The organism is Microbacterium sp. UBA1612, assembly GCF_002321605.1.
GTDB lineage: Bacteria > Actinomycetota > Actinomycetes > Actinomycetales > Microbacteriaceae > Microbacterium > Microbacterium luteum.
Genome location: NZ_DCMW01000019.1, coordinates 62,441 through 82,066, shown reverse-complemented (window position 1 = coordinate 82,066; position 19,626 = coordinate 62,441). Strand labels below are relative to the sequence as shown.

Genomic DNA, 19,626 nt, shown 5'->3' with positions numbered 1-19,626 from the left:
TTCGACAGCGGCTCGTCGAAGAGGAAGGCGTCGGCGTTGCGCACGATCGCGCGGCCCATCGCGACGCGCTGTCGCTGCCCGCCGGAGAGGTTCGCGGGCTTCCGCTCGAGGTGCTCGTCGAGTTCCAGAAGGCGCGAGGCCCGCTTGACCCGCTCGTCGATCTCCTTGTCGTCGACGTCGCTGGACTTCAACCGCATCGGGAAGGCGATGTTCTCGTACACCGTCAGGTGCGGGTACAGCGCGTAGTTCTGGAAGACCATCGCGAGATTCCGGTCCTTCGGCGCCTTGTCGTTGACGACGCGGTCGTCGATGCGAAGCTCGCCGTCGGTGATGTCCTCCAGCCCGACGATCATCCGCAGCAGCGTCGACTTGCCGCATCCGGACGGACCGACGAGGATCACGAACTCCCCATCGGCGATGTCGAGATCGATGCCCTTGACCGCCGTGAAGCCGTCGTCGTACGTCTTGACGACGTTGTTCAGCGTGATGGATGCCATGACGACTCCTTCGAGGACGTGGATTGCGTGGCGGCGGCGCGGCGGGTCATCCCTTCACCGCGCCCTGCGTGAGGCCGGAGACGATGCGCCGCTGGAAGATCACCACGACGATGACGATGGGGATCGTCACCACGATCGCGGCCGCCGAGATCGCTCCCGTCGGATCTTCGAACTGCGACGCGCCCGTGAAGAACGACAGCGCCGCCGGCACCGGGCGCGCGGCATCGGTCGAGGTGAGCGAGATGCCGTAGACGAAGTCGTTCCAGGCGATGAAGAACGCGATGATCGCGGTCGTGAACACCCCCGGCGCCGCGAGCGGCACCACCGTCTTGCGGAAGGCCTCGAACGGCGTCGCCCCGTCGACCTGCGCGGCCTGTTCGAGCTCCCACGGAATCTGGCGGAAGAACGCCGCGAGCGTCCAGATCGAGATCGGCAGCGTGAGCGAGAGGTAGGGGATGATGAGGCCCAGCCACGTGTCGTAGAGCCCGATGGAGCGCCACAGGTTGAACAGCGGCGTCACGATCGACACGACGGGGAACACCGAGACGGCGAGCGCCGTGACGAGGATCATGCGCTTGCCGGGGAAGTCGAGCCGGGCGATGGCGTAGGCGCACAGCGTGGCCAGCACCACCGCGATCGCCGTCGCGATCAGCGAGATGCCGATCGAGTTGCGCAGCGAGGTGAGGAACAGCTCCTGTGCGCCGCCGCCCGGGGCGAGGATCTCGCCGTAGTTCTCCCACGTCCACTCCTCGGGCAGCAGCGTGCCGGAGAAGAGTCCCCCGGGGGTCTTGAACGAGGTCATGAGGATGGAGAACACCGGGAACAGCGACCACACGAGCACCGCCACCGTGATCACGATCCAGCCGATGCGCTGGGGCCAGGTCATCGCACGCATCAGGAGTTCCGTCCCCCCGCCAGGTCGACCCGGAAGCCTTTGATGAAGATGCCGGCGATGATCAGCACGCTGAGGAACAGCAGCACCGAGATCGCCGATCCGAGTCCGATCTCCAGCCGCCCGATCGAGGTGTTGTACGCCAGGAGCGACAGCGCCTCGGTGTCGTTGGCCCCGGCGGTCATGATGTAGATGTTGTCGAAGATGCGGAAGGCCTCGAGCGTGCGGAAGAGCACGGCCACCATGATCGCGGCCTTCATGTTGGGCAGGATCACGCGCCGCATGACCTCCCACCCGGTGGCCCCGTCGACCTTCGCCGCCTCCTCGAGGTCTCCCGGCACCTGCGCGAGCCCCGACAGCAGCAGCAGCGAGATGAACGGCGTCGTCTTCCACACCTCGGAGAGGATGATCACGAACAGCGACGAGCCCTGATAGGCGAACCAGTTGAAGTCCTCGTCGAAGCCCGGCACCCACGCCAGCCAGCTGTTGATGTAGCCGGAGTTGATGTCGAACGCGTAGAACCAGGCGAACGCGGCGACCACCGTGACGATGCCGTAGGGCACGAGGATGGCGGTGCGCGCGAAGCCGCGCAGCTTCTTGACGGCGCGGTGCATCACGAGGGCGAGGAGGAACCCGAGGATCAGCTCGAGGATCACCGTGACGACGGTGATGAACAGCGTCACGCCCATCGACTGCCAGAACGCGGGATCGCCGAGCACGACGGCGTAGTTGCGGAACCAGATGAACTCCCGCTCGTCGGGAGCGGTCAGGCGCAGGGAGAACAGCGAGTCGAAGAAGGCCTGCAGGATCGGATACATCGTCACCAGCAGCATGAGCACGAACGCCGGGCCGGCCAGCATCCATCCGAGCCGCGCTTCGGCGCGCGAGCGCTCCGAGCGGCGGCCGCGCGTCGGCCGCTTCTCCTCGGCGCGCGGCGGCGCGGGGCGCTCGACGGCGGGCGCGCTCACAGCAGCCTCTCCCCCTGCAGGACGGCGAGGATGAACTCCTGCGACGTCTCGGGCGTCGTGTCCGGATCGACCCCGGCCGGCGGGTGCCATGTTCGCTGCAGTCCGATCGAGATCTCGTTGTAGTACGGCGTCTGCGGGCGCGGAACCCCGAGGTCGAGGGACTCGCGGATGACGTCGGCCATGGGGAACTCCTCCTGCACCGCCTCGTCGTCGTAGGCGGCGGCGTTCGAGGGCGGGTTGCCGTCGCTGACGAAGTACTCGGCCTGATTCTCGGGCTGCACGATGCACTCCACCGCCTGCCACGCGAGGTCCTGGTTCTCGCTGAAGGCCCCCACGCCGAGGTTGATGCCGCCGACGGGTGGGGCCGCCGGGGTGTCGGCGTCCATGCGCGGATACACGGCCCACCCGAGGTCGTCGGCGACCTCGGGCGACGACTCGTTGAGGGCCGGCCACACGAAGGGCCAGTTGACCATGAAGGATCCCTGCTCGCCTTCGAACAGATTGAGGCTCGCGTTCTCGTTCGCCGTCGGGAGTCCGGCGCCTCCCAGTCGGTTCTCGCCGATCCGCTGCAGCACCTCTGCCGCTGCGCGGCCGGCGTCGGAGTCGATGCCCAGCTCCATGTCCTTCGGCGACGCGTCGGGGGTCTCGAGGATCTCGCCGCCCGCCGAGGCGATCAGGGCGTTCACCCAGACGGTGAGGGATTCGGCGAGCGCGCCCTGGACACCCAGCTGCAGGTCGTTCTCCTCCGCGACCTCGATGATCTGATCCCATGTGACCGGCTCGCTCATGTCCAGGCCCGCCTCCTCGACGACCGATTCGCGGTACCAGAGCAGTTGGGTGTTCGCCCAGAACGGGACTGTGACCAGTTCGTCGTTCCAGCTCGCCGAGTCGACGGCGCCCTGCACGATGCCCTCCGTGTCCTGCAGCTCGTCGGGGACGGGCGCGAGGAAGCCGGGTTCGGCGAGCTCCGGGATGAAGGGCGGGTCGAGGCTCATGATGTCCAGGGAGCGGTCGCTGGCGGCGAGCCGCCGCGCGAGCTGCTCGCGCTGCGACGCCGCGTCACGCGGCAGCAGCGTCGTCTCGATGCGGTACGCCCCGTCGGCCGCCTCGGTGCAGGAGGCGGCGATGCGCTCCTGACCGCCGGCGTCGGGGTTGATGTACCACGTGAGGGTCGGCGTCCCGTCGTCGGCGGAGCAGGCTCCGAGACTCGCGACGACGGCCAGCGCGACACCGGCGCCCATCATCCTCCTGCCGCGCATCCGGCCCCCTCGCCTTCACCGGTCACTCATCGACCGTGTGTTCCAGCATGTTGGGGCAAAGCCGCGCGATGCGCCATGCTCTTGCGCGGCACGACCCGGCTGTAGTACGCGCAGGGTGAGACACGGATGCCGCCCCGGTGCGCCGGGCTCAGGGGCTGCCGCGCAGGCGCCGACGCGCCACCAGCCGGGAGCCCGCCGCCGCGACCGCGGCGCACGCGACGATCACCGCCATCGGCACGGCCGTGTCCTCTCCCCACGCACCGACCACGGGCGACATCGCTCCGCCGAGCACGAATTGCGTCGCCCCGAGCACGGCCGCGCCGGAGCCGCGCATGTGAGGCGTGCGGGCGAGGGCGAGCGCGGAGGCGTTCGACATCGTGAAGCCGGCACCGGCGGTCAGCACCACCGCGCATCCGATGAAGGAGGCCGGACGGAGCCACCCGGTGATCGCCAGGAGCGCGAGGATGCCGGAGGCGAGAAGGAGGAAAGAGACGCCGAGGGTGAGCATGCGACCGGGACCCACCCGAGGAGCGATGCGTGCGTTGAGCAGGTTCGCCGACACGACACCGAGCGCACCCGCGGCGAATCCCAGCGCGTAGACGAGCGGGTCCATGCCGAGCACCTCCTGCCCGACGAACGGCGACGCGGAGATGTAGGCCATCATGCCCGCGAACGCCGCGGCGACGGTGAGGGTGTAGGCGCCGAATCCGCGGGTGCTCGCGACGGTTCCGAGCATGCGGGCGATCGCCCGCACCCCGCCGCCGTGTCGACGGTCCGGCGGGAGGGATTCGGGCGCCACGAGCACGGCGAGCAGGAACATCGCCGCCGAGATGGCGGCCAGCACGATCAGCACGCCGCGCCAGTCGGTCAGCACACCCACCGCACCGCCGATCGGCGGTGCCACGAGAGGCCCGAGCGCCGTCACCGTCGCAATGAGGCTGAGGGCGCGCACGGCGGTCTCGCCCTCGCTGAGGTCGACCGCGATCGCCCGTGCCACGACGATTCCCGCCGCGCCGGCGACACCCTGCACCAGTCGCAGTGCGACGAACACCTCGATCGTCGGGGTGAACACCATCAGCACGCTCGAGAGGGCGAAGACACCCATCGACAGCACCATGACGGGGCGGCGTCCGAACCGGTCCGAGAGCGGTCCGAGCAGCAGCTGGCCGGCGCCGATCCCGAGCAGGAACGCCGTGAGGGTGAGCTGCACGGCCGACGCCGACGAGCCGAGATCCGCGGCGATCTCGGTGAACGATGCGAGATACATGTCCGTCGCGAACGGACCGACCGCGGCGAGGAATCCGAGGGTGGCGACCAGCCCCGAGGTGAGGCGGGGAGCGCCGCTCACTCGCCGCGCGAGACGGCGACCATCTCGTCGCGTGGCACGACCTTGATGCGGGCACGCTCGTGCGGAGCGCCCAGGGCGATCTCGTGCTCGTCGAGGCGGTGCCAGCCCTCGAGGTCGGTCCACGCCACGCCCCGCTCGGCGAGGAGGGCGGGGATCGCCTCCTCCGAGGGGTCCGCCGGGTGCCACCACGAGCCCTGATCGTTGATGAGATGGCGCACCGTCTCCATCGCATCCGATTTGGTGTGTCCGATCAGCCCCACCGGTCCGCGCTTGATCCACCCCGTGGCGTAGACGCCGGGCACCCGCTCGTTGTTCTCCGGATGCAGCACCTGCCCCTCGTGATTCGGGATGACGCCGTGGCGGTCATCGAACGGGACGCCCGGAAGAGGCGAACCGAAGTAGCCGACGGCGCGGTAGAGCTGCTGGATGGCCACTTCGCGCATCTCGCCGGTGCCGACCACGCCGCCCTCGTCGTCGGGTCGCGTGCGCTCGTACACAAGCGCGGCCACGCGTCCGGCGGCATCCTTCTTCACCTCGACGGGCCTGGCCCAGAAGTGCAGGTGCAGCCGGCGCGATGCGGTGCCGCCGGCGCCGTTCGCGGAGTCGAGCTTGCGCCACGACTGCAGCACCCGGTCGATGACCATGACCTGCTTGTTGCTGGCGATGGCGTCCTTCGACGCCTCGTCGTAGTCGAAGTCCTCGTCGTAGACCACCATGTCGACGTCGCGCTGCTCGCCGAGTTCGCGCAGCTCGAGGGGCGTGAACTTCACCTGGGCGGGTCCCCGGCGCCCGAACACGTGCACATCGGTGATCGCGGACGCGGCCAGACCCGCGTGCACGTTGTCGGGGATCTCCGTCGGCAGCAGGTCCTCGGCATGCTTGGCGAGCATGCGGGCCACGTCGAGCGCGACGTTTCCGTTGCCGATGACGGCGACCGACTCCGCGTCGAGGGGCCAGTCGCGCGGCACATCGGGGTGGCCGTCGAACCAGCTGACGAAATCGGCCGCACCGTAGGATCCGGCCGCATCGATGCCGGGGATCTCCAGCGACGCGTCGCGCGCGGCGCCCGTGGAGAAGATGACGGCGTTGTAGTGGTGCTTGAGGTCGTCGAGCGTGATGTCCTCACCGAAGCGCACGTTGCCGAAGATCCGGATGTCACCCCGGTCCAGCACGCCGCGCAGCGCGGTGATGATGCCCTTGATGCGGGGATGATCCGGCGCCACGCCGTATCGCACCAGACCGTACGGCGCCGGCAGGTGCTCGAACAGATCGATGGACACGTCGAAGGTGCGCTCCGCCTTCAGCAGGATGTCGGCGGCGTAGATGCCGGCGGGGCCGGCTCCGACGATCGCCAGTCGCAGCTTGGTCATGGGTGTCCTTTCGTGTCGCGCATCCGCGACCGCGCCGGAGGGCGCCGGTCAGCTGGAGCGGTCGGCCACCGCGCGCGCGAACCGCGTGAGTCCTTCGCGCACGGGACCGTCGGGAAGCGGGTCGAGCGCGGCGATGGCGTCGCGCGACCACGAGTGGGCGAGGTCGAGGGTGGCCCGCGTCGCCTCGTGGTCGCGGAGCTCGGCCAGCGGCTCGTCGAGGATGACGGGGTCGGCGCCGTCGGCGATGCGGGCGACGCCCTCGTCGATGCGCTCGCGCAGGTCGGTCGACGCGTCGTCGTCGCGCTGCCCGAGCAGCAGGAAGGGCATCGTCGGCACACCGGCGCGCAGGTCGGTGCCGGGCACCTTGCCGGTCTCGTCGGGGTCGCTCGAGAGGTCGATGACGTCGTCGAGGAGCTGGAAGGCGACCCCCGCCTTCTCGCCGAATTCCACGAGCGGCTGCTCGTAGGCGCTCGGCGCTTCGCTGAAAAGCGCCCCGGCCTGAGCGGATGCGGCGATGAGCGATCCGGTCTTGTCCGCCAGCACCTGCAGGTAGAACGCGACCCGGTCGTCGTTCTCGTGCGGTCCGACGGTCTCGTGCATCTGGCCGAGCACGAGCCGCTCGAACGTGTCGGCCTGGAGTTTGATGGCACGCTCGCCGAGCTTGGCCATCAGCTGGCTGGCGCGCGAGAACAGCAGGTCTCCGGTGAGGATGGCGACGCTGTTGCCCCACACCGAATGGGCACTGGGCACCCCGCGGCGCCGGTCCGCCTCATCCATCACATCGTCGTGGTAGAGCGAGCCCAGGTGGGTGAGCTCGAGCGCGGTGGCCGCGTCGATGACGTCGTCGGTGGTCCCCTCGCCCAGGTGCGCCGTCAGCAGCGCCAGCATGGGGCGCACGCGCTTGCCGCCGGCGTCGAACAGGTAGCGGCTGGTCGCGTTGGTGAGCGTGTCGGCGGTGGTCAGCTCCGCTTCGAGGTTGCGGTCGACGCGCTCGAGCCCCGCCTCGACCTTCGCAAGCAGCCGGCGGGATCGGGGACCCGCGAACACGCGATCGGCCAGGCCGAGCCTGCCCGCGATCGGCGAGCCCTGCGCTGAGGGAGTCACGCTTCCAGCCTACCGGCGCGCACCGCGGCGCCGGACCGCCCCTGGAGGCGGCTCATTCCGCCGGATCGGTCGTTCGGGCGCCTCCGTCGACGGGCTTGATCCCGCGGTGCAGCGCGACGATCCCGCCGGTGAGGTTGCGATAGGCGACGTCGCCCCAGCCCGCCTGTCGGATCCACGCCATGAGCGTGCGCTGGTCGGGCCAGTCGCGGATGGACTCGTTGAGGTAGTCGTACGCCTCGCTGTTGGAGCTCACCGTCTTCGCCACGACCGGCAGCACACGATCGTTGTAGAAGCCGTAGAGGGCACGGAACAGCGACGACGGCGGGTGCGAGAACTCGCAGATCACCAGGCGTCCGCCCGGCTTGGTCACCCGCAGCAGCTCGCTCAGAGCCGCCCGCGGCTCATTGACGTTGCGCAGCCCGAACGACATCGTGACGGCGTCGAACGCGTCGTCGCCGAACGGCAGTGCGGTCGCGTCCGCCTCGACGAACGAGAGGTTCGGCATGCCGCCGCCCGGTGCCGACGCACCGTGGCGGCGTTCGCCTTCGGCGAGCATCCCCGGCGAGAAGTCCGCGGCGACGACCTCCGCCCCGCTCCGGGCGAGGGAGGCGCTGGAGGCACCCGTCCCGGCGGCGAGGTCGAGGATGCGCTCGCCGCGCTTCGGGGCGACGGCACGCGTGGTCGCAGCTCGCCACGAACGGTCGTTGCCGAGGCTGAGCACGGTGTTGGTGCGGTCGTAGCCGGCGGCGACCCCGTCGAACATCCCCGAAACCCGTGCCGGGTCCTTGCCCAGATCGGCGCGGTTCGGCTCGGCGGGTCGGGGGGCGGTGTCGGGGGTCACCCCTCGACTCTACGCGTCGGCCCGCGCGGCCGGCCCGGCGCCAGCGAGGGCGGCCAGCCGAGCCAGCCACGCGTTCGCCGTGTCGTCGTCGTACGGCGCGACGCGATCGCGCACCTTGCATTCGAGCTCGATCGCGAGCGCCTCGAGGTGGGTGACGATCTCGGCCGGGTAGCCGTACGCGACGCGATGCTCGTCCCATTCGTCGCGATCGTCGATCCACGTACCGCGGCCGTCGACGGCGCGCACGACGTCGAGATCCATGTCGATGCCGGTGGGAACGCCGACCTCGGTGTCGGACCAGCGCACGTCCCACGCGAGGTCGATATAGATGCGGCTGGATGCCGGGGGTGCGACGTTGACCGTGAGGGCGTGATCCCCCGAGGGGGGCACGAGCGTGACGCTCGCCGCGCGAGTGAGGACCTCCCGGCCGGGGCGGAAGCTCCGCGTGCCTTCCGGCTGACCGAACCACTCGCCCCACCGGTCGTGACCGAGATAGATGCAGTCGTGCACCCAGTGCGGGCCGCCGTCCCACTTGCGCCAGCGGAACACGGTGCGGGTGCCCGGTTCGGGGCGCAGGATGTCGGCGGTCACCTCGCGAGTCTAAGCCGCTCGTCGGTGGGCATCCGCCCAGCCGGCGACCGCTGGGGCCGACCGAAACTAGGCTGGAGGGGTGCCCGCGTTCCCCCGCCTGTCCGTCGAGACCCGGGAGATCGACCCCGTCGGCGACCTCCTCGCGTACGCCGATCCCGATCGACCGCTCGCGTGGCTGCGACGCGGCGAGGGAGTGGTCGGCGTCGGCGAACAGAGCGGGTACGAGCACGTCGGCGCGGAGGCGGATTCCTCCCTCTCCGCGGCTGACGCGTGGCGCCTCATCGCCGCCGAGGCCGACGTCGACGATCCCGTGGGGCTTCCCGGCACCGGCCTCATCGCCTTCGGCGCACTCACCTTCGATGCGCGCTCGGCGTGGCCCAGCCGCCTGATCATCCCCACCACCGTCGTCGGACGCCGCGGCGGACGCTCCTGGGTGACGCGCATCCGCCGCGCCGACGATCCGCATCCGCCCACCGGCGCAGACATGCCGCAGCCTCGCGCGCTCGGGCCGTCGTGGTCCGGCACGCTCGGCCCCGGGTCGCTGGATCCGGCGGGCTATCAGGGCGCGGTCCGCTCGGCGCTCGATGCGATCACCGCGGGCGAGGTCGGCAAGGTCGTGGTCGCCCGCGACCTGGTGGGAACCGTGCCGGCGGGGGCGGATCTGCGCCGGCTGGTGCGGGCGCTGTCGGTCGACTATCCCGACACGTGGACCTTCGCCGTCGACGGCCTGATCGGCGCGAGCCCGGAAACCCTCGTCACGGTCGCGGGCGGAGCCGTGACCGCTCGCGTTCTCGCCGGCACGGCCGGGCGCGGCACCGACCACGCCGACGACACCGGCGCCGCCACGCGCCTGCTCGAGAGCGGGAAGGACCGAGACGAGCACCGTTTCGCGGTGCGCAGCGTCGTGGAGGCTCTGGCACCGCACACCCGCACCCTCGCCGCCGACGAGGAGCCCTTCGCGCTGGAGCTGCCGAACCTGTGGCACCTGGCCACCGACGTCGCCGGCGTGCTCGGCGACGACGCGTCGTCGCTCGACCTCGTGGCATCGCTGCATCCCACCGCCGCCGTCGCGGGCACGCCGACCGATGCCGCCCTCGCGGTCATCCGGCGCATCGAGCCCTTCGACCGCGGCCGGTACGCGGGACCCGTCGGCTGGGTCGACGGCTCCGGAGACGGCGAGTGGGCCATCGCGCTCCGGTGCGCTCAGGTGGGCGGCCTGCCCGCACGGCGCGGCAGCGCATCCACCGGCACCATCCCGGTCACGGCGTTCGCCGGTGCGGGGATCGTCGCGGGCAGCGACCCGGAAGCCGAGATGCTCGAGACCCGGGTGAAGTTCCGCCCGATCGTCGACGCCCTCGCGTAAGGCGATCGCGTCAGGTCGCGGCCAGCCGGGCGCGCTGCTCGGCGATGTCGTAGGTGGCCGCCGGCCACTGCGGATCGATGTCTTCGAGCGCGGTCCGGAGCAGGTGCTGAACGGCCAGCCGCGCATACCACTTGCGATCGGCGGGCACGACGTACCACGGCGCGTGGGCGGTGGAGGTGCGCTCGAACATCACCTGGTAGGCGTGCTGGTAGCGCGGCCACAGCATCCGTTCGTCGACGTCTCCCGGCGTGAACTTCCAGTGCTTGTCCGCACGGTCGAGCCGCTCGGTCAGCCGCTTCTTCTGCTCGTCTGCGGAGATATGGAGCATGACCTTCACGATGCGGGTTCCGGTGGTCACGACCCGCTCTTCGAAGGCGTTGATGGCGTCGTACCGCCGTTCGATCTCCGCCGCGGGTGCGAGCTGACGCACGCGCCCGACGAGCACATCCTCGTAGTGCGAGCGATCGAACACCCCGATGAAGCCCGGCTCGGGCAGTCGCTTCTCGATGCGCCAGAGAAAGTCTTGCGCGAGCTCTTCGTCGGTGGGCTTCTTGAACGCCGTGAGCGAGACACCCTGCGGATCGACGGCGCCGACGACGTGGCGAACGATGCCGCCCTTGCCGGCGGAGTCCATCGCCTGCAGCACGAGCAGCACCGCCGCGTCGGTCTTCTGCACGCGACTGCGCGCGAACAGCCGCTCCTGCAGATCATCCAGGGCGTCGACGCCCGCGGCGAGATCCGCCGCGCCGTCGCGCTTTCCGCCACGGTAGCCCGGCGTCGAAGCGGTGTCGACGTCGGCGAGGCGGAACCCCGGTCCGACCCGCAGCAGGTCGCCGATGTCTCGCAGGTCGCCGGCGCCGCCGTCGTGGAGAGGTCTCGTCCCGGTCATCCCCACATCTTGGCGGATGCCGGGTGCGGCGTCACCCTCATCGGGCCAGCGGCACCTCGATCACCTGGCGTGCGGCCGCCGGCGTGGTCAGCGCCTGGTCGAGGGCGGCGCGCGTGGTCACCCGCGTGTGCGTCCAGCCGTACGCGCTCGCCAGGCGGCCGAGGTCGACGCCGTGCGGCGTGTACAGCACCCGGTCGGCCGCTTCCGCATCGGCGGTGGCGGCCACCTCGAGGCCGTCGAAGATGGTGCCGCCGCCGTCGTTGCCGACGATGATCTGGATGCGCGGCTCGGCCTCGCCGATCGCGACGAGAAGTCCTCCGGCATCGTGCAGCAGCGCCAGATCGCCCAGGAGCACGCGCGTGACCCCGTGCGCGCCGGCGCTCTGGCTCGCGATGGCGACGCCCGTGGCCGTCGCCACGGTGCCGTCGATGCCGGCGAGCCCCCGGTTGGCGTGCACCGTCACCTTCTTGCCGGGCAGCACCGCGTCGGCCACACGGACCAGGCGCGACGATCCGAACACGAGCCGGTCGTGCGGCCATGTGGCTCGCCACACCGCGTCGACGAGGAGGTTGCGGTCCACGGGCGCGCGCACCGCGTCGAGTTCGGCCGAGATGGCCCCGAGCCGTTCCTGCGGCACCGCGGAGGAGAGGGCGTCGACGTCGGGCGCCGGCGGGGACAGGTCCACCGCGGCCGCGCGCGACGCGCGCATCCATGCCCCGAGCCACGCGCGCTCGGCATCGACGACCTCGGGGCTGTCGCCGTCGACAGCGACGGCCACGGCGTCGACCGAGCGCGTCGCGCCGTTCAGCCCGAGCGGTTCGCCGGGCCCGCGCAGCGCGATCACCTCGACGGCGGGATCGGACAGGAGCGCCGTCACCTCGCGGGAGAGGGTCGGATGCCCGAAGACGACGACGCGCTCGATCCTGCCGCCCAGGTCGGGATCGCGCAGGAGCTGTCGATAGCCGTGCACGACGTGACGGCCGAAGCGCGAGCCGCTGACGATCTCGGCGATCAGCGGCCACCGCCCCTCGTGCGCGAGGGCTTCGGCAGCGGGCCCCGCATCGGCACCGGCGACGACCACCGTTCGGGGGCCGCGGTCGAGCGCGACGGGCATCTCGCCGGCCTCGTCGGCGACATCGAGCGAGCCGATGCCGCCACCGCCCTGGTAGAGCGCGCCGGACATCGCCGCGTCATCGACCGAGCCGCCGCCGGCGGCCTGCGCGCTCGCGGCGATCGCGGCGTCGAGCCACGCCGGAAGGGGACCGCTGAGGGGCTCGCGATACGGAAGGTTCAGGTGCACCGGTCCCGCCGACCACTGGCCCACGCCGCGCGCGGCATCCACCGCCTCAGCCGCAACGACCCGCAGGGTGACGGTCGCATCGGAGGTGCCGTCGGGGTCGCTCTTCTCGGGCACGGCGAGGTCTGCCGCGTAGCGGGTGGCTGAGGAGAACAGGCCGGGTTGCCGCGTGGTCTGGTTGGCGCCCACGCCCCGCAGCTCGGGGGGTCGGTCGGCCGTCAGCAGCAGCAGCGGCACACCCGCGTGGTGCGCTTCGAGCACCGCCGGCAGCAGGTTCGCGACGGCCGTGCCCGACGTGCACACGACGGCGGCGGGCACCCGCGTCTCCCGGGCGATGCCGAGCGCGGTGAAGCCGGCGACCCTCTCGTCCACGCGCACGTGGAGCTGCACGTGACCGCGGCGTTCGAGTTCGGCGGCCACGAGCGCGAGCGCCTGCGAGCGCGAACCGGGGCTGAGCACCACGTGGCGCACGCCGCGGGCGACGAGTGCACCCAGCAGAGCGGCCGCCGCATCGGTCGCGGGGGCGCCGGTGACGGTCGGGGCGACGTCGTCGCCGGGCTCGCCGGACACGTCAGCCGACGGCGCCGCGCTGACCGCGCTCGTCGTCGTCGGGCCGGGATCCGGTGGCCTGCTCACCGGAAGAACGCTGCTCCCCTGCGGCGGTCGCATCCGCGGCGGAGGGCTCCTCGGCGGTCGCCTCCCCCGTCGACCCGCCGGCGTCGGCGACGGGCTTGTCGGGAACCGGCGGATCCCAATCGGATTCCGCATCGAGCATCGCCAGTTCCTCTTCGAGGCGGCGGATGCGCTCGTCCTGATCGCGGATCGACCCGAACGTGCCGGTGAACTGCGGATCGTCGTCGGGCGCCAGGGGGGCAGCCGGGGCCGGGCGCGGGCGACGACCGACGATGAGCCACATCAGTCCGCCGAGCACCGGGATGACGATCACGATGACCAGCCAGAGCGGCTTGCTGACACCGCGGTGCCGTGTCTTCGGCTGCACGGCGCAGTCGACGATCGTGAAGACCCAGAACGCCACGGCGATCAGGGCCACGATCAGCAGCACCCTTGTCACGCCTTCCATCCTAGGCGCGCTCGCGCGGGGGCGGGTTGGCCGTGACCTGACAGTGACATGTGAGGGGCGGCATACCTCCCCACCCGCCCCGGAACCGCTCAGGCGACGCACCTACGATGGGTCTCGTGAAAGCCCGTCCTGCCCTCGTGTACACGGTGCTGCGCCTGCTGGCGTTCCTGGTGCCGTTCGGCATCCTGATGCTCTTCCCGGTTTTCCAGGATCTGTTCTGGCTGGCCGCGATCTTCGCCGCGCTCATCGGTCTCAGCCTCTCGATCCTCTTCCTGCGACGCCCGTTGAACGACGTCACCACGGGGCTCGCCGACCGCCGGCGCGAGCGCGAGCGCGCCGACGACTCTGCCGCCGAAGACGCCGCAGCCGACGCGGTCTACGGCGAGGGCGCCGTACGTTCCGGTGACGGCATGCCTTCCGACGGCGCGGCGGCCGATGCGCGCCGGTCGGATGAGGACGGCCGCTGAGGGCGGATCAGCCGACGAACGCCCAGAACAGCAGCGCTCCGTAGCCCACCGATGTGAGCGAGGTGAGCGCGAGGGCGACCACCAGCTCGCGGGCCTCGCGGTAGCTCCACACGATGATGATCGCGGGGATGCCTGCCAGCAGCGCCATGAGCGCGAGCCAGGCGATCGGGTAGAACAGCGCCAGGAACGCGGCGATCGCGAACGGCACGAGCACGAACAGGGTGAACAGCACCTGCGTCCACCGCCTGCCGATGAGCACGGTGAGGGTGCGCTTGCCCGCCACCCGATCCTGGTCGATGTCGCGCAGGTTGTTCGCCAGCAGCACCGCGCAGGCCAGCAACCCCGCGGCCACCGCGCCGAACCACGCCTCCTGCGGCAGCGAGAACGCCTGCACCCACGTGGTGCCGAGGGTGGCGACCAGCCCGAAGAAGACGAACACGAACAGTTCACCGAGCCCGTCGTAGCCGTACGGCCGCTTTCCGCCGGTGTAGAACCAGGCGGCGGCGATCGCGAGCGCGCCGATCGCGAGCATCCACCATTGCCCGGTGCGGATGACGATCGCCAGGCCCGCGATCGCGGCGAGCGCGAAGAAGCCCAGCGCCACCGTGAGCACACGGCGCGCGGGCACTTTGCGCGACGCGGTCAGGCGGGCGGGTCCGACACGGTGGTCGTCGGTGCCGCGGATGCCGTCGCTGTAGTCGTTGGCGAAGTTGACGCCGATCTGGAGGAAGACCGCGACCGCGAGACACGCCAGCGCGATCATGCCGTGGAATTCGTCGGTGACCACCAGGGCCGCCCCGGTCCCGATGAGCACGGGGGTGACCGCCAGCGGAAGAGTGCGCAGGCGGGCGGCACCGATCCAGTCGCGGGCCGTCGGCGGCGCGACCGCCGCCGGTGACCCGGAGACGCGCGCCTTCGCCGGGTTGCCGCGCGAGCGAGACGGGCGCGTCGACGTCTTCTTGCGCTTCTTGCTGGGTGTGCCTGCCACGAGGAGCCATCCTAGGGCGCCGACGCCATGCGGCGGCTGAGACCACCGGTCAGTGCAGGCCCGCGACCGCCGAACGGATGGCCTCGCGGTCGGGCTTGCCCGACGGAAGGCTCGGCAGCTCGTCGACGAGCACCAGTCGTGCCGGGCGCGCGTGCGGGCCGATCTCGCGAGCGACGGCCTGCCGCGCCTCCTCGAACTGCACCGACTCGCTGCGGCGCAGCGCCTCCCCCCGCGTGGCGACCACGACGGGAACCTCGCCCCAGCGCGTGTCGTCCACCCCCACCACGACGGCGCCCCCGAGGCCGGGTACCGCACGGACGGCCTGCTCGACGCGATCGAGCGAGATGTTGATGCCGCCCGAGACGATGACGTTGTCGATCCGTCCTCGCACCCGCAGCACGCCGTCCTCGAGGATCCCCGCGTCGCCCGTGCGGTACCACCGGGTGCCGTCGCCGTCGACGATGAACGTCGTGGCGGTGCGCTCCGGGTCGTCGAGGTATCCCTCGGCGAGCGTCGGGCCGGCGATCTGGACCTCCCCGGCGGCGATGCGCACCGTGACGCCGGTGAGGGCGCGCCCGTCGTACACGCATCCGCCGCTGGTCTCGGTGGAGCCGTAGGTGCGCACGATGCGCACGCCCGCCGTCTCGGCCCGCTCGAGGGTCGCCGCCGGGAGAGCCTGTCCGCCGATCAGGATGGTCTCGAACGAGCGCAGTGCCGCCAGCACCGCGCTGTCCGCCTCGGCCGCGTCGAGCAGCCGCGTCAGCTGCGCCGGCACGAGCGAGGTGTACGTCGGGATGCGGGCGCCGCCGCGGCTGGATGCCATCGTCAGCGCGGCGGCGGCGAACGCCTCGGGGGTGAAGCGGCCGGCGAGGAGCGCCGGTTCGCGGTCGGCGACGAGGGCGCGCGCGAGCACCTGGAGACCGGCGACGTAGCCGGCCGGCAGGGCGAGCAGCCAGCCGCCCGATCCGATGCGGTCGGCCGTGGCCATCGCGCTGGAGATCAGGGCGTCGCGACTGAGCACGACGCTCTTGGGGATGCCGGTGGACCCCGACGTCGTCACGACGACGGCGGTTCCCGCGGGCACCTCGGGCGGCGCCTCGCCCACCATCCCCAGGGCGAGCGCCGGCCCGGCGCCGTGCAGGGCGCCGCGCAGCGCCCGCAGCACGTCGCGCGGGTCGTCGGCCGTGAGCGCCTCGAGCTTCATCGTGCGCTCAGTAGTGCCACGGGTAGGGCGCCCAGTCGGGGTCGCGCTTCTGCAGGAACGCGTCACGGCCTTCGACCGCCTCGTCGGTGCCGTACGCCAGGCGCGTCGCCTCGCCGGCGAACACCTGCTGACCGACCATCCCGTCATCGACGGCATTGAAGGCGAACTTCAGCATGCGGATCGCCGTGGGCGACTTCGTGAGGATCGTGCGCGCCATCGCGATCGCTTCGCGCTCGAGGTCGGCGTGCGGCACGACACGGTTGACCGCTCCCATCTCGTACGCGCGCCGGGCCGAGTACTCCTCGGCGAGGAAGAACACCTCTCGGGCGAACTTCTGGCCGATCTGACGGGCGAAGTAGGCGGAGCCGTAGCCGGCGTCGAACGAGCCGACATCGGCGTCGGTCTGCTTGAACCGACCGTGCTCGGCGCTGGCGACCGACATGTCGCACACGACGTGGAGCGAGTGCCCGCCGCCGGCCGCCCATCCCGGGATCACCGCGATGACGACCTTCGGCATGAAGCGGATGAGACGCTGCACCTCGAGGATGTGCAGGCGCCCGGCGCGAGCGGGGTCGGGAGCGGTGGCATCGTCGGACGCATAGGTGTATCCGTCGCGGCCGCGGATGCGCTGGTCTCCGCCGGAGCAGAACGCCCAGCCGCCGTCCTTCGGGCTCGGACCGTTCCCGGTGAGCAGCACGACGCCCACCCGGGGGTTCTGCCGGGCGTCGTCGAGCGCCCGGTACAGCTCGTCGACCGTGTGGGGACGGAACGCGTTGCGCACCTCGGGCCGGTCGAACGCGATGCGCGCGATCCGGCCGTCGCGTGAGAGATGCGCGGTGATGTCGGTGAACGCCTCGGCGCCGGGGGCCGGCATCCATTCCGCGGCGTCGAACAGCTCGGAGACCATGCCCCCAGCGTAACGACGGCGGGTCAGGCGTTCTTGGCGTCGCGCCAGCGCAGCCATCCGCGCACGACGTCGTAGTCCCAGTCCGGCCCGTCGAGCCCCAGGGTGAACAGCCGGGTGCCGGCGTCGTAGAGGGCGTCGGCGGTCTCCTCCTCGCGCCGCGCGAGCTCGTTCGAGACCACCAGGTCGGCCGTGTCGCGCTCCTCCGCCTCAGCCCACCGGTCGATCACCGAGAGCTTGTGCGGCAGCTCGTCGGGCGTGACGAAGCTGTGCCAGATGTTCGCGTGGCGCGCGACGAAGCGCAGCGTCTTCTGCTCGCCCTTTCCGCCGATCATGATCGGGATGCGGCGGGTGGGCTGCGGATTGAGCTTGTCCCAGCGCGCCGTGATGCGCTCCAAGTCGACGCCGAGATCGTTCAGGCGACTGCCGGCCGTGCCGAACTCGTACCCGTACTCGTCGTAGTCCCGCTCGAACCACCCCGAGCCGGTGCCGAAGATGAAGCGGCCCGTGCCGCCCTTGGCGCTGATGTGGTCGAGGGTCCGGGCCATGTCGGCCTGCAGGTCGGCGTTGCGATAGCTGTTGCAGTTGACCAGCGCCCCGAACTCGACGCGTTCGGTCTGCTCGGCCCACGCGCCGAGCATCGTCCACGACTCGAAGTGGAGGCCGTCCGGCTCACCGAAGAGCGGGAAGAAGTGGTCCCAGTTGAACAGGACGTCCACGCCCATCTCCTCCAGGCGGAGGACGGCGTCGCGAAGGTCGGGGTAGGTGACGTGCTGGGGCCGCAGCTGGATGCCGAGGCGGACGGGGGTGTCGACGAGCATGCGGTTCAGCCTATGGCCGCGCGCGGCGGGTGAGGACAGGATGAGGAGATGTCCTCACCCCTCCCCGCTCTGGACCGGCTCATCGACACCGCCCGGGTGGTCTCCCTCCCGCTGACGACCCGCTTCCGCGGGGTCGACGAGCGGGAGGCGCTGCTGCTGGAAGGACCCGAAGGGTGGGCGGAGTTCTCGCCGTTCCTGGAGTACGACGACGCCGAGGCGGCGACGTGGCTCACCGCGGCGATCGACTTCGCGTGGCATCCGCGACCCGCCGCGGTGCGCGAGACCGTGCCGGTGAACGCGACCGTCCCCGCCGTCGCGGCCGACCAGGTCGGCGACGTGCTCGCCCGCTTCCACGGCTGCCGCACCGCGAAGGTCAAGGTCGCCGAGCGCGGACAGGTGCTCGGCGACGACGTCGCGCGCGTGCGGGCGGTGCGCGAGGTCATGGGGCCGGAAGGGCGCATCCGCGTCGATGCGAACGGCGGCTGGAACCTCGACGAGGCCGAGCACGCCGTGCACGCGCTCGCGGAGTTCGACCTGGAATACGTCGAGCAGCCCTGCGCGCAGGTCGAGGACCTCGTCGAGCTGCGCCGCCGCATCCGCTACCTCGGCATCCCCGTGGCCGCCGACGAGAGCGTGCGCAAGGCCGACGACCCGATCGCCGTCGTCACCGCCGGCGCGGCCGACCTCGTCGTGGTCAAGGTGCAGCCGCTGGGAGGGGTGGCGCGTGCCCTGTCGATCGTCGCCGCCGCCGGCGTTCCGGCCGTGGTCTCCAGCGCCCTCGACACGTCGGTCGGACTCGGGATGGGCGTCGCGCTCGCGGCGAGCCTGCCCGAGCTGTCGTTCGACTGCGGACTGGGCACAGCCTCGCTGCTCGCCGCGGACGTCACGGACGACCCCCTCGTCGCGCGCGACGGTCGCATCGCGGCGCGGCGCGTGGTGCCGAGCCCGGAGCTCCTCGATCGGCACGCGGCCCCGCGCGAGCGGCGGGAGTGGTGGTTGGAGCGACTCCGTCGCTGTCACGCCGTCGCGCAGGAACGTTAGCGCTCGATCAGCGCGGCGGCCACGCGTCCGAGCTCCTCGCCGGTGTGCCTGGCGAGCTCGGCGGGCGGAAGGCCCGCCATGACCCCGCGGACCGACGTCGACTCCCAGACCGTCATGAGCAGTCGGGCGACCGCCCTCGGCTCGAGCCGGAACCGGATGTCCTTGCCGGCGACGATGTCATCGACCAGTCGCGCGACACTGTCGAGAATGGCGGTGTCCTGCTCGAGGTACGCCGCCGCGAGCTCCGGCGCCCGAAGCGCGTGGATGCGGATCTCGTTGAACAGCAGAACGCCGAGCCGGTCCTCGGGTCCGATCTCGAGCACGCGGCTCACGACCTCGACGACGTTGCCGCCGGTCATGTCCAGCGCACCGTCGGCCTCGAGCGCCGCGACCCGGTCGGCGACCGATCGCACCCGTTCCTGCGCGACCAGCCCGACGAGGGCGAAGAAGAGCTCGTCCTTGGAGGCGAAGTTCGAGTAGAACGCTCCCCTCGTGAACCCCGCGCGGTCGCAGATGACCTCGACCGACGCCGCGTCCATGCCGACCTCGGCGAACACCTCCGCCGCCGCTTCCAGCAGTCTGCGTCTGGTCTCCTCGCGTCGTCGCGAGGGTCCCGCCGTATCGCTCATGGTGACCCTCCCCCGCCGATTCTCACACGCGTCGCCCAGGTTGCCGTCGATGTTCCGCATTACGATACAGAA

20 protein-coding genes are annotated in these 19,626 nt (G+C 71.3%); 3 read left to right on the top strand and 17 right to left on the bottom strand.

All coding sequences use genetic code 11. The features are described 5' to 3' along the window. The 9 genes from B3S45_RS08160 to B3S45_RS08120 form a co-directional block, all read right to left on the bottom strand. Positions 1–497, bottom strand: a 497-nt coding sequence (locus B3S45_RS08160; RefSeq protein ID WP_286719639.1) for an ABC transporter ATP-binding protein, incomplete at its 3' end; no start/stop codon positions are given. Positions 498–543: 46 nt separating this feature from the next. Then, positions 544–1,383 carry a carbohydrate ABC transporter permease gene (locus B3S45_RS08155; protein ID WP_414683079.1) on the bottom strand — a complete coding sequence of 280 codons (840 nt, stop codon included), beginning with the start codon at positions 1,381–1,383 and terminating at the stop codon, positions 544–546. A gap of 8 nt (positions 1,384–1,391) precedes the next feature. Further along, positions 1,392–2,357: a carbohydrate ABC transporter permease gene (locus tag B3S45_RS08150; RefSeq protein ID WP_286719635.1), complete on the bottom strand. Its 966-nt coding sequence runs from the start codon at positions 2,355–2,357 to the stop codon at positions 1,392–1,394. After that, positions 2,354–3,616 (bottom strand): extracellular solute-binding protein, encoded by a 1,263-nt coding sequence (locus B3S45_RS08145; RefSeq protein ID WP_286719634.1) that lies wholly within the window; start codon positions 3,614–3,616, stop codon positions 2,354–2,356. Before B3S45_RS08145 ends, B3S45_RS08150 begins: the two co-directional genes overlap by 4 nt. Before the next feature lie 148 nt (positions 3,617–3,764). Further along, the gene (locus B3S45_RS08140; RefSeq protein WP_286719633.1) at positions 3,765–4,964 is read right to left on the bottom strand and encodes a multidrug effflux MFS transporter; all 1,200 of its coding nucleotides are present in this window, start codon (positions 4,962–4,964) and stop codon (positions 3,765–3,767) included. Next, positions 4,961–6,334, bottom strand: a complete 1,374-nt coding sequence (locus B3S45_RS08135) for an FAD-dependent oxidoreductase (protein ID WP_071043914.1) — start codon at positions 6,332–6,334, stop codon at positions 4,961–4,963. The genes B3S45_RS08140 and B3S45_RS08135 overlap by 4 nt, the downstream gene beginning before the upstream one ends. A 48-nt stretch (positions 6,335–6,382) precedes the next feature. Continuing rightward, on the bottom strand, positions 6,383–7,438 hold the full coding sequence (locus B3S45_RS08130; protein ID WP_071043915.1) for a polyprenyl synthetase family protein: 1,056 nt from the start codon (positions 7,436–7,438) through the stop codon (positions 6,383–6,385). A gap of 52 nt (positions 7,439–7,490) precedes the next feature. Next, positions 7,491–8,279, bottom strand: coding sequence for a demethylmenaquinone methyltransferase (locus B3S45_RS08125; protein ID WP_286719632.1), 789 nt, complete (start codon positions 8,277–8,279; stop codon positions 7,491–7,493). 9 nt (positions 8,280–8,288) lie between these two features. Then, positions 8,289–8,870 (bottom strand): DUF402 domain-containing protein, encoded by a 582-nt coding sequence (locus B3S45_RS08120; protein WP_286719631.1) that lies wholly within the window; start codon positions 8,868–8,870, stop codon positions 8,289–8,291. A gap of 79 nt (positions 8,871–8,949) precedes the next feature. On the opposite strand from B3S45_RS08120, the gene B3S45_RS08115 reads away from it, so the two are divergent. After that, the gene (locus tag B3S45_RS08115) at positions 8,950–10,233 is read left to right on the top strand and encodes an isochorismate synthase (RefSeq protein WP_286719630.1); all 1,284 of its coding nucleotides are present in this window, start codon (positions 8,950–8,952) and stop codon (positions 10,231–10,233) included. Between the two features lie 10 nt (positions 10,234–10,243). Here B3S45_RS08115 and B3S45_RS08110 read toward each other — a convergent pair whose 3' ends face one another. Genes B3S45_RS08110 through B3S45_RS08100 form a run of 3 tightly spaced genes read right to left on the bottom strand, consistent with a single transcriptional unit; the run spans position 10,244 to position 13,500 of the window. Further along, on the bottom strand, positions 10,244–11,122 hold the full coding sequence (locus B3S45_RS08110) for a polyphosphate kinase 2 family protein (protein ID WP_286719629.1): 879 nt from the start codon (positions 11,120–11,122) through the stop codon (positions 10,244–10,246). A 37-nt stretch (positions 11,123–11,159) separates the two neighbouring features. Continuing rightward, a complete protein-coding gene (menD, locus tag B3S45_RS08105; RefSeq protein WP_286719966.1) occupies positions 11,160–12,989 on the bottom strand; it encodes a 2-succinyl-5-enolpyruvyl-6-hydroxy-3-cyclohexene-1-carboxylic-acid synthase in 1,830 nt (609 codons plus the stop codon). Position 12,990: 1 nt separating this feature from the next. After that, a complete protein-coding gene (locus B3S45_RS08100) occupies positions 12,991–13,500 on the bottom strand; it encodes a PLD nuclease N-terminal domain-containing protein (protein ID WP_286719628.1) in 510 nt (169 codons plus the stop codon). A 116-nt stretch (positions 13,501–13,616) separates the two neighbouring features. Between B3S45_RS08100 and B3S45_RS08095 the strand changes: the two genes are divergently transcribed. Next, a complete protein-coding gene (locus B3S45_RS08095) occupies positions 13,617–13,967 on the top strand; it encodes a DUF4229 domain-containing protein (protein ID WP_071043922.1) in 351 nt (116 codons plus the stop codon). A 7-nt stretch (positions 13,968–13,974) separates the two neighbouring features. On the opposite strand, the gene B3S45_RS08090 is transcribed toward B3S45_RS08095, so the two are convergent. Genes B3S45_RS08090 through B3S45_RS08075 form a run of 4 tightly spaced genes read right to left on the bottom strand, consistent with a single transcriptional unit; the run spans position 13,975 to position 17,884 of the window. Beyond that, positions 13,975–14,955, bottom strand: coding sequence for a 1,4-dihydroxy-2-naphthoate polyprenyltransferase (locus B3S45_RS08090; protein ID WP_286719627.1), 981 nt, complete (start codon positions 14,953–14,955; stop codon positions 13,975–13,977). A gap of 49 nt (positions 14,956–15,004) precedes the next feature. Beyond that, positions 15,005–16,159 carry an AMP-binding protein gene (locus B3S45_RS08085; RefSeq protein WP_286719625.1) on the bottom strand — a complete coding sequence of 385 codons (1,155 nt, stop codon included), beginning with the start codon at positions 16,157–16,159 and terminating at the stop codon, positions 15,005–15,007. Positions 16,160–16,166: 7 nt separating this feature from the next. Continuing rightward, positions 16,167–17,066 (bottom strand): 1,4-dihydroxy-2-naphthoyl-CoA synthase, encoded by a 900-nt coding sequence (locus B3S45_RS08080; RefSeq protein WP_286719623.1) that lies wholly within the window; start codon positions 17,064–17,066, stop codon positions 16,167–16,169. 23 nt (positions 17,067–17,089) lie between these two features. Then, positions 17,090–17,884, bottom strand: a complete 795-nt coding sequence (locus B3S45_RS08075; protein WP_286719621.1) for an LLM class F420-dependent oxidoreductase — start codon at positions 17,882–17,884, stop codon at positions 17,090–17,092. 48 nt (positions 17,885–17,932) lie between these two features. Between B3S45_RS08075 and B3S45_RS08070 the strand changes: the two genes are divergently transcribed. Further along, positions 17,933–18,925, top strand: coding sequence for an o-succinylbenzoate synthase (locus B3S45_RS08070; RefSeq protein WP_286719619.1), 993 nt, complete (start codon positions 17,933–17,935; stop codon positions 18,923–18,925). Here B3S45_RS08070 and B3S45_RS08065 read toward each other — a convergent pair. Next, positions 18,922–19,554, bottom strand: a complete 633-nt coding sequence (locus B3S45_RS08065; protein WP_071044096.1) for a TetR/AcrR family transcriptional regulator — start codon at positions 19,552–19,554, stop codon at positions 18,922–18,924. The genes B3S45_RS08070 and B3S45_RS08065 overlap by 4 nt on opposite strands. Between the last annotated feature and the right edge of the window lie 72 nt (positions 19,555–19,626).